This is a genomic window from Deltaproteobacteria bacterium (genome assembly GCA_016931625.1).
In the GTDB taxonomy this organism is placed as follows: Bacteria; Myxococcota; XYA12-FULL-58-9; order XYA12-FULL-58-9; family JAFGEK01; genus JAFGEK01.
Map to the genome: position 1 here is coordinate 1 of JAFGEK010000146.1, position 10,605 is coordinate 10,605.

Here is a 10,605-nt window from a genome sequence, read left to right on the forward strand (position 1 = left end):
GTTTCCATGCCACTTATTTACAAATTTTGCTTAGTCAAGTCGATCTCGGCTTAATTATTTTACACCTTATTTTACTAATGGTTGGATAACTGATCCAAATCCTTCAACTTTTTTTAAAAGATCAGACTAAGAGTCAGCTAATTACGAGATAAACTGCGAAATATTACATAAATTATCTTAATTTATGCTTGCAAAAAGTACCAAGTAATCTATAAATAGCTTGCAAAAAGTACTAAATATCATAATATTATCAATGTGAAACGCCTCATTGAAAAAAAATTAACTAATTGGAGATTAGTAAAACCGCGTAAGCCATTGATTTTACGTGGTGCGCGACAGGTCGGCAAAACCTTTACGCTTAAAGAGTTTGGTAAAAGAGAATTTCGCAATTGCCACTATCTCAATTTCGAAGAAAATACGCGACTGGCTAATATATTTGCAGTTGATTTAAATCCAAAACGTATACTCAATGAGCTGCGTTTTTTGCTTAATCGCGACATTGATGTTCGAAGTGACCTGCTTATATTTGATGAGATTCAACAATGCGGGTGTGCTCTAACTAGTTTAAAGTATTTTTGTGAAGAACTACCTGAGTTAGCCATTTGTGCAGCGGGTTCACTTTTAGGGGTGATCCTTAGCAATGAATCATTTCCTGTCGGTAAAGTTACGTTTTATGATTTATACCCAATGAATTATCATGAATTTCTTTTGGGTATCGGTGAAAGAGAACTTGCAAATTTACTTGCAACTCACAATATTTCAAGTCCATTTCCAATAGCAGCGCATGAACGATTTTGGGATTTATGGAAACATTATCTTGTTGTTGGTGGGTTGCCGGCTGTGGTTATGGCATATGCCAAACATCATGCTAATTTGTTTCAAGCAATTGTTAGCGTTCGCAAACTGCAAAGCGACTTAATAAATGCTTATAGTGCTGATATTGCAAAACATAGCGGCAAAACCAACGCCTTGCATGTTGATAGGGTTTGGCGAAATGTGCCGCAACAATTAGCTCGCACTATTGATGACTCTGCACCTAAATATCGTTTTAAAGATGTCTTGCCCGGCATACGTGGATATGAACGTTTAAGCGGGCCTATTAATTGGCTTATCGGCGCTCGCTTAATAATTAAAACAGCAATTGTTGAAACAGCATCACTGCCGCTTTCGGCATATGCATCAGAGAACAATTTTAAATTATATTTTTTTGATGTCGCAATGTTAAGCGCTATTAGCAATTTACCAGCGCAAGCAATATTTGATTACAATTTTGGTAGTTATAAAGGATATATAGCTGAAAATTTTATTGCCCAAGAAATGCTAGTTAATGAATGCTTAGAACTTTATTGTTGGAAGGGGCGAACTTCAGAAATTGAATTTTTATACTCAAATGAAAATGAATTAATACCTATTGAAGTTAAATCAGGCAAAGTCACCAATTCAAAAAGTCTTAAAGTGTTTATTGAGAAATATCACGCAAAATCAGCTTATGTGTTTTCGGGGCGTAATAGCGAAAAACAAAACGACCGTATAAATATTCCATTATATGCTGCTGGTGAATTTTTTAGGCGTTTGGGCGAATAATAGTTTTATTGATTTAATTTTATAGTGCGCTGCATCTAATTTACATAAGAGAAGTATAATATCTAGAAATATTAAAAATAAAATGTTATCAGGCTGTTAATTTGGCATTAGCATTGGTGGCATTAAGCAAACTATAGCCAAATTTTTAAACTAAAAGCAATTGGGGGTCGGTATGGCAAAAATTACACTTAATACCGATAGCTGGCCGGTAAGTTTAATGACCGTAGAAGGCTTGGCCGATGAAGAATTGCTACAAGAATACAAAAAATTATCGATTTCACTGGTTAAACGAAAACAAAAATATGTAAATATTATAGATATACGTGAATTAACGTTTATACCTGATGATATTCGAGTAGGTTTTGCTTTACATTCGCGTGATGATGCACACTTATTTAAACAACATTATATTGGTACGATTGCAGTATTAGGCAGTAGGTATATGCATACTATCGTTACCGCAATTAGTTGGTTGCATCCATTTATTGAAAAAGTTGCATACTCTGCCATTCTTGAACATGCCGAAGATATTGCACGCAAGTGGCTTAAAGAAGAAAATATTGAGTGGAAAGGTTTAAGTAAAAAATGAACTAATTTGTTAATAATACTCACAATCGTGGCGATGTGTTTAAAAGACACTCCCTCATTTAAGTCTCCCATTTGTACGACACTCCCTTTTAACTCCCCGATTTTTTCTCCCCGATGCTTAGTAAGACAAACTACATCGCCAACGATTGTGAATTTTGATGCGTTATGTTTGCCAAGTGTCATGCCAATACCCAAAATTTGTTTTCAGTAGTCTATACAGCAGTAATTGTGCCAAAATTTACTTTGCTGATTTTATTGAGTTTTATTTTTCAAACAGCCTGAAACTGCACTATGGTGTGGAATTTTGCTGTACTATGGTGTGGAAGGCTATAGAAATATAGAATGACGATTCAATCTCTTAACAAAAATACCAATAAAAACATATAGATAATACGATTATGGGAAGATTGATAATTAACAAATTCCACACTATGGTGTGGTTAGTTGGTTTTTATATGCACGTCCAAAGGCAATACCAAGTTTACGCATGCGTTTGCGCAGGGTCGAAGGTTTAACCCCAAGAATTTCAGCGGCTCCGCCGGGACCCTCTACGCGGCCGTCAACCTGCTGCATTACGGTTAATAAATGACGACTAATAGTTTCATCGAATTTGCTAATATTGAGACGCTTGGCGAGATGTAATGCATATTCGTCCACATCGATATTGTTACTAGTAAATAGAAACGGAAATGATAACGGCCCTTGCGGATTACTAATTAGTGCGTGCGCTATGGCATTTTCAAGTTCACGCACATTGCCTGGCCATTCATAGCCAATTAACTCCTCAAGCGCACCTGGATCTAACATGGCATTGTTTGGCAATTTCATTTCATTGCATTTTTTATTAATAAAGTGTCGCACTAATTCTGGAATATCTGCCGGACGTTCACGCAAGGGCGGCAAGCGTATCGGAAATACATTAAGGCGAAAAAATAAGTCTTGTCTAAATTGGCGATGACGAACCATGGCGGCTAAATCGCGATTTGTTGCGGCGATAATTCGAATATCTAAATGCAGAGATTTGCCGCTGCCAACTCGTTTAATGACATGATCTTGCAGCACGTGCAAAAAGCGTGTTTGTGAATTTATAGGTAGCTCACTAATCTCATCTAAAAAGAGAGTGCCACCATTAGCTCTTTCAAAACAACCACGATGTTGTGCTACTGTGCCTGTAAAAGCGCCATGTTCATGACCAAATAATTCACTTTCAATGAGATTTTCAGCAATCGCGCCGCAGTTTATTTTTATAAAAGGCCCATTACGGCGTGATGACCATTCATAGATGGTATGCGCAATAACGTCTTTGCCAGTGCCAGTTTCACCGGTTAGTAATACTGGGTAATCTAAGGTTAATACTTTTTGAACTTGCGCCATAACACTGCGTAAACCACCACTGGCGCCAACGACTCTGGTAAAATTTGCAATATTTAAAAATTTATCACGCTTTATTCGTTTATCTTCGGTTAGCATCTCTTGAATATTTTCAAATTGGCGATGCTGAAACGTTGTTGACAATAAGAAAGTAACAGGTACAGCTAAAGAGGCCAGTAGATTAACAAAAGCTTCACTAGGTAATTCGTGAGCTGAATAGCATAAGATTAATGCGCCTAGGCGTTTGGCATCAAGACGAACCAATAAAATAGAACCGGTAAATCCCGTTAAGCTACAAGATTCACTTAACGGTTTAAGTAAAGGGTGTTGGATTAAGTTATCAAGATGCAACAAGGTGTAATTATGATCAGGAATATTCGCCAGTATAATTTCAGTTGATACGGCTGTCCATTGAGAGATCGAAGTTGTTTTGCCGCCTTCAATAATTGCCACCGAATCAACGACACCAATGTTAGAATCAAAAAGATGCAGCGATACCCCTGACACGGGAGCAAAAGCAGCCATAGAATGAATTAGCGCCAGCAGCGAATCGCTAATATCAGTGCTCGAGAGCAAAGCTTCGACCGTTTTGCGATAACGATTGTCTTTTATTAAGGTTGTCATTTTTGTTTAGTTAAATACGCCAAACTATTGAAAAAGCAATCATCAAAACTATAACCACCGGTTTTTAATAAAGTTAGTGAAATGGATTTGCGCGAAGATAGCAATACGGCTAATTTATCTGTCATGCAAATCTTACATAGTTTTAAAAGGTTATTATTATGTGGTGTCACTTTGCTCACTTTAACAATAGTTGGTGATACAATAGCTATTGCTGCAGAAGCAGAATCTTTAGTAAACCAAAGCGAAACGCAATGGCGTCTTGAAGCCGGGGTGGTGATCCCCGATTTGCGCCAATTTTATGCATCAGCTTTATGCCAGAAACAACGATTAATCAAAAGTCGAGTTGGTAAAGCCTATTATGCAAAAACACGCCCAGGCGAAATAGCTACAAGAGATTATGTCGATGAATTAAAACATTTTATTGATTTGGTTGACTCAGGTAATGAGCAAATTCCAGCTCAATTATCATTCATTACTCGTGAAGCTGCTGACGATTTGGAGACGGCAAAAGTTAGTTGGCAACTAGCAATCAAAGTTTCATCCGGCTTTGCAAAACGACTACATAGCTATACTAAAGCTGAAAATAATCCGCTTTTTACAATTAAAGATGAAGAGCGCCCTAATGAACAACAATGGCAAATTAGTACGGAGTTTGGTCAGGCAATAGCTACGCTTAGTGATGATAACTTTTTACGGGTGTCGTCATTATTACAAGTAACCAAGACAAAATTGCCTCCACCTAAATTTAGCGAAGACATTTCTAAATGGATTGAAGGTGATACGGTTACCGCATTTATTCAAGGTGCTGGACGTATAGCTAAAGAAATGTCCGAAGCCGCATCAGGTGAGCGCCAACTTAGGCGCGCGATAAAATCTATGGAGGCGGTTACATTTGGTCTACAAATGGTAAAAGACGGTTCAGTGCGCGCACGCATATGTGCTGCCTCGGCAAATTTGTTGCCATTTGCGGCCATGATCCGCAAACCTATTTTAGAAGATTTTTTAACGCCTAGTTTCGGTCCTGAAGCTATGACCATATTAACCGCGACAATACCTCCAGTCGCATTACAGCCATTACCTGAACTTATTGTGAAAGAACTCGAAGACGAAAAAGTGCCATCTCTGTCAGCGCAACTGAAAGAATCACTAGGGCAGCTAGATGGGCGAATAGGCATAGCTACTTTTGGCAGTCCCAACGATTGGGTTTTGGGAATAACTATGAAAGATAATGCGGCTGCCAATACTATTGTCCCAGAGCTTGAAACTTGGTTGCATAAATTGTTTTTACAAGAAGTTCCCAAATTAGATAATTTAATTGCTAAAGCAACTAACCTCGCCGGGGCAAGCCAAGGTTTTGTAGTTCAACCTGATCCCGAACTTGCTGGTTTTGATGTTGTTGCTATTGGTCGCACGGTTTATATCGTAATGGATAAGGCGCGAGTTAGTTCATTAGTTAAAATTAATGATGCCATCAGTAATGGTCATACTAATAAAAATTTAGCAGCAGCCGGACCACTAACTCCAACAGTAAGAGCCACAGTTGATCGCCCGGCAGTTCTTTCTGCATATAGTGTTAATTATGGTGACGGTACACTGGGTGCTATCGCGGCTTGGTTGGTTAGAGCACTAGATCTTTCTAAAAAAGATATATTTAATGAATTGCCAGAAAGCGCACGTGCTTATTTGCAGCGACTTCCAATTACGATGTCTATGTTGAGTCTGCAAAGCTTGCTGCTTTATGATTTAGCTTTTTCAATCAACATTAATGGCCCAGTGGTAGTTATTGAGGCTTCTACTTCGGAGATATAAAAACATGCAGCGTTTAATCACAATTATTAGTCTGGCGCTGGCAATAATTACTGCAAGTGCCTGTGCTCATCAAGCATCTGCAACTGATGCTCGTGCAACTTATATAAAAGCGGTGGATGCAAAGTTTGATGGTAATCATAAAGAGTATTACCAAAATTTAATTAAACTTGCGCAAGAAGCACCTGAAACGCGTGCTGGCAGGCGGGCGCGTGCGATACTCTACAATAATACTATAGCTGCATATCTGCTTGCCGGCATTATTGGCCCATTATTGACGCGCCCTTCGTTGTTGTTGCACGGCATTGCGCAAGCTTACTATACTGAAGATACTACAGTTAATCTTGCAGCAAAACAACCAGACTTATAGTTTATAAGTATTGCAGTAATTAAACTTCAACGTTGCTGCGCACATCTTTACTAATTTTCATCGCGCAAAATTGCGGCCCGCACATCGAACAATAGTTCGCTGATTTATCATCGGCACTCGGCAGCGTTTCATCATGAAAAGCACGCGCACGTACTGGGTCAAGCGCTAAATTAAATTGATCTTCCCAACGAAATTCAAAACGTGCTTTTGACAATGCATAATCACGAGCAACTGCAGCCGGATGACCTTTGGCAACATCGGCAATATGCGCTGCAATTTTAAATGCTAAAACACCTTCTTTTACATCATCGCGATTCGGCAAGCTTAAGTGTTCTTTGGGAGTTACATAGCAAAGTAGGGCACAACCAAGTGAACCAATTAATGCCGCCCCTATCCCAGCGGCAAAATGGTCATAACCTGCCGCAATATCAGTGGGTAATGGCCCTAAAGTATAAAAAGGTGCTTGATGGCATGCCTCAAGTTGTGCGTTCATATTAGCCGCAATTAACGGCAAAGGCACATGGCCTGGTCCTTCGATCATCACCTGAACATCATGTTTCCAGGCAATGTGAGTTAAATCGCCTAGCGTGTGCAGCTCAGCAAATTGTGCTTCATCATTGGCGTCATGACCACTACCTGGGCGCAAGCCGTCACCAAGACTAAAGGCAATGTCATAAGCACGCATGATTTCGCAAATCTCTTCAAAATGCGTATAAAGAAAACTTTCTTGACGATGTGTCTGGCACCATTTCGCCATGATTGAACCACCGCGCGAGACAATTCCGGTGAGTCGTTTATTAGCATAAGGAATATGAGCAAGGCGCACCCCAGCATGAATGGTAAAGTAATCAACACCTTGTTCAGCTTGGGCGATTAGGCAATCGCGATATATTTCCCAAGATAAATCTTCAGCAACACCGCCAACTTTTTCTAAAGCTTCATAGATGGGTACGGTACCAATAGGCACCGGACTATTGCGCAAGATCCATTCACGGGTTTCAGTAATATTGGCGCCGGTTGATAAATCCATAACCGTATCAGCACCCCAGCGGATGGCCCAAACCATTTTTTCTACTTCAGCTTCAATTGAGGAGCTAAGTGCAGAATTGCCAAGATTTGCGTTTATTTTAACTAAAAAATTGCGCCCAATAATCATGGGCTCACTTTCAGGGTGGTTAATGTTTGCCGGAATAATTGCACGTCCATTAGCTATTTCATCTCGCACAAACTCAGGGGTTATCGGTTTTGCCTGGGTGCGATTTTGGTTATTTTGCGAATGTTGCGCTAACTTGTCATTTAAACGGGCATTTTCGCGAATAGCGACAAATTCCATTTCAGGGGTGATAATACCACGGCGAGCATAATGCATTTGCGTAACCGCTTTGCCTTTTTGACCGACAAGCGTTTTGCCATTTGTTTGAGTTTGTACGTCAGCACGCGCCAAAATCCAAGCGCGCCTAAGGGGAGCGAGCCCACGATGAACATTGATCGTTTGTTCGGGGTCAGAATAGGGTCCGCTAGTATCGTATACATATAAAGGAGGATTAGATATTTCTGCGGTTTTGCCGTGGCGGCAACTACGCGTTGGTGTTTGTGAAATCTCACGAAAAGGCACTTTTATTTGCGGGTGTAATTTACCATTAACATAAATTTTACGTGATGCTGGCAAGGACGCAGAAGCAACATCATTCAATTGATTGTTATTTAAGGCATAAGATTTCGATGAGCCAGTCATCGTATATTCTCCAAAAAGCGAAAAAGTTATGCTATTTCAGTTACTTATAAATCATCAAGGTACCAAGCGATTGCGTAAAAATTTCAACAGTTCTTCGCATGGCTGTGATGGCTCACTGTTGGTGTAAGCAATTCGCATTAGCTTGGCACTCTTTTTATAAGTTTCGTAGCAATGACGACATTTTTCACGTTGTTTAGTTTGATAAATGAATTCATCATAAAGTGCAGGTTTTGCGTTGCCATCAATAATGTCGGGTAGCAGTTTAGCGCAATCTGCACAAGTCAACATAAGCCGATGTCCTTAACCTCTATAAAATAAAAGATAATCTTTTTATACGCAGATGACCAGAGTTTGAAAGGGTAAATATAATTTTTAAAAAATCCTTTTAACAGGGCGTGTCCCTAAATTCCCTAAATTCAATTTCAAACCAATCGTCATTGCCACGAAAGTGGCAATCCAGGAGAAAATTCAATGATTTATTGTATCTGGATCCTAAGTTTTCACGGGGATGACATAGAAGAAAATTGCATCAAATTTAAGCCATCATAATTAAATATTATGAAATATCAACAAGTTATAATCATTTATAAAATAAATAGTTAATTTAGGGGCATGCCCTAAGTGTTTATAATAATCTCTTTTCAAAAAAGCATATTTAGATCTATAAGCTACCTCACTGTGAATACTTTAAATGCAAAATTTCATTGTTCTTCATGCCAAGCAACCTACCAGCTTGACGAGTCAGTATATGATTGCAAATCTTGTGGTGGTTTACTTGAAGTAATTCACGATCAAAACGCGATAAAACAGCGTTCTGCAGATAGTTGGCGAACCTTATTTGAATCTCGCCACTATGGTAGCCCTGGCCCCTACGGTTCAGGTGTTTGGCGCTATCATGAATGGGTACTACCTGAGGTTGCACGTGATGATATTGTTACTATGGGCGAGGGCGGTACGCCCCTGACTTTAGCCAAAAGGCTTGGTGATAGTCTTGGGTTGCAGATATTAGTCAAGCAATGTGGCCATAGTATTACCGGTTCATTTAAAGATCTCGGTATGACGGTGCTTATCTCGCAACTAGCTTCTATGCGGCGGCGAGGTATTAAAGTACCGGCAGTAGCTTGTGCTTCTACTGGTGACACATCAGCAGCTTTAGCAGCCTATGGTGCGGCAGCCGGCTTGCGTACCTTAGTATTACTGCCACGCGGCAAAATTACGGCTGCGCAAATGGTGCAACCGCTTTCAAGCGGTGCACATGTTATTGCCATTGATACTGATTTTGATGGTTGCATGAAACATGTGCAGCGACTATGCAATGAAGAGGGCGTATATCTTGCGAATTCAAAAAATTCACTGCGAATCGAAGGCCAAAAAACAGTTGCTTTTGAGATAGTACAAGCGCTCGGTTGGCAAGTACCTGATTGGGTGGCGATTCCGGGTGGCAATCTCGGCAATGTTTCAGCTTTGGTGGCAGGTTTTTCGCAGCTTTTAGAAGCAGGCTTAATTACGCATTTGCCTAAAGTTTTGTGTGCCCAAGCCGAACAAGCAAATCCGTTGTTTCGTTCATATAAAGAAGGCTTTTCACCACTGATCCCCTTAATCGCTGGGGTCACGCAAGCTTCGGCAATTCGTATTGGTAATCCTGTTTCTTTCCCTAGGGCCGTACGTGCATTAAAGCAAGTAGATGGGGTGGTCGAATCGGTAAGTGAGACCGAGCTTACAGATATTGCCCGACGTGCAGATGAAAGCGGTTTATATGTTTGCCCACATACTGCTGTTGCCCTAGGTGCAGTTGAAAAGCAACAACAAGCTGGCGTTATTGCAAAAGGCGCTCGTGTAGTAGTAGTAGCAACAGCACATGGTTTAAAGTTTACCGAATTTAAAATAGCTACTGCAGCTGATCAAGTTGCTGGGGTTAATCTTGGGGTAGAGCGCAAACCTTGCGAAGTCCCAGATGATTATGCTGCTGTACTTAAAGCTGCTCTTGGATAATCATCAGCTTTTTTAAAATTAAGGAGTTTAGTGTGAAAACAATTAAAACTATTACGATGCTTGCCGTTTTTGGAGCATTATGCGGCGCTATAGCAGCTACTTTAATAGCACCTTCAGTTATTGCTTGGTATCAAACCCCTGGTACCTCGCTTACCGCCATGTGTTTATGCACGGAAACAGTGCAACAAGCTACAGCGCGAATTATCCAAGCTCAACTTAGTGGCGCAATAGGGGGTATTATATTCTTTTTTATCATCGGTCTGATAATTCGCGCCCGCCGCCATCGCCGGGCAAAAGCCAAAGCAGCAATAGCTGAGATGAATATAAATTCAGACTCAAACGATACCGATCTGCCTTAGTTAATTGCTTATTAATATATCTAATATTTATTTTCTAAGGTTTAAATTATTGCAAAATTTATAGCAACGCTAGAGCTTATCTGACCGATAAGGGTGCAAGATCAAAAATTGCTTTTCTTGAGAGAATGATAGAGACGATTTCGAATAAGCTCTCACTTAAAATTCCCTATTCCCTA

Annotated in this window: 9 protein-coding genes; 6 read left to right on the forward strand and 3 right to left on the reverse strand. The window is 40.0% G+C overall.

The features are described from left to right. Positions 1–255: 255 nt before the first annotated feature. A complete protein-coding gene (locus JW841_12420; GenBank protein ID MBN1961740.1) occupies positions 256–1,584 on the forward strand; it encodes an ATP-binding protein in 1,329 nt (442 codons plus the stop codon). A gap of 172 nt (positions 1,585–1,756) precedes the next feature. After that, entirely contained in the window at positions 1,757–2,173 is a 417-nt protein-coding gene (locus tag JW841_12425; protein MBN1961741.1) for a hypothetical protein, read from the forward strand. 428 nt (positions 2,174–2,601) lie between these two features. On the opposite strand, the gene JW841_12430 is transcribed toward JW841_12425, so the two are convergent. Further along, positions 2,602–4,167 (reverse strand): sigma 54-interacting transcriptional regulator, encoded by a 1,566-nt coding sequence (locus tag JW841_12430; protein ID MBN1961742.1) that lies wholly within the window; start codon positions 4,165–4,167, stop codon positions 2,602–2,604. A gap of 123 nt (positions 4,168–4,290) precedes the next feature. Between JW841_12430 and JW841_12435 the strand changes: the two genes are divergently transcribed. Both JW841_12435 and JW841_12440 read left to right on the forward strand, forming a co-directional pair. Beyond that, positions 4,291–5,976, forward strand: a complete 1,686-nt coding sequence (locus tag JW841_12435) for a hypothetical protein (GenBank protein ID MBN1961743.1) — start codon at positions 4,291–4,293, stop codon at positions 5,974–5,976. Positions 5,977–5,980: 4 nt separating this feature from the next. Then, a complete protein-coding gene (locus JW841_12440; GenBank protein ID MBN1961744.1) occupies positions 5,981–6,343 on the forward strand; it encodes a hypothetical protein in 363 nt (120 codons plus the stop codon). Positions 6,344–6,362: 19 nt separating this feature from the next. Here the strand turns inward: JW841_12440 and thiC are convergent, their stop codons facing one another. Then, on the reverse strand, positions 6,363–8,078 hold the full coding sequence (thiC, locus tag JW841_12445) for a phosphomethylpyrimidine synthase ThiC (GenBank protein MBN1961745.1): 1,716 nt from the start codon (positions 8,076–8,078) through the stop codon (positions 6,363–6,365). A 54-nt stretch (positions 8,079–8,132) separates the two neighbouring features. After that, complete coding sequence (locus JW841_12450) at positions 8,133–8,366, reverse strand: hypothetical protein (protein MBN1961746.1); 234 nt, start codon at positions 8,364–8,366, stop codon at positions 8,133–8,135. A 390-nt stretch (positions 8,367–8,756) separates the two neighbouring features. Here JW841_12450 and thrC point away from each other — a divergent pair, with 390 nt between their 5' ends. Both thrC and JW841_12460 read left to right on the forward strand, forming a co-directional pair. Further along, positions 8,757–10,070 (forward strand): threonine synthase, encoded by a 1,314-nt coding sequence (thrC, locus tag JW841_12455; GenBank protein ID MBN1961747.1) that lies wholly within the window; start codon positions 8,757–8,759, stop codon positions 10,068–10,070. Between the two features lie 32 nt (positions 10,071–10,102). Then, positions 10,103–10,429, forward strand: a complete 327-nt coding sequence (locus JW841_12460; protein MBN1961748.1) for a hypothetical protein — start codon at positions 10,103–10,105, stop codon at positions 10,427–10,429. Positions 10,430–10,605 lie beyond the last annotated feature (176 nt).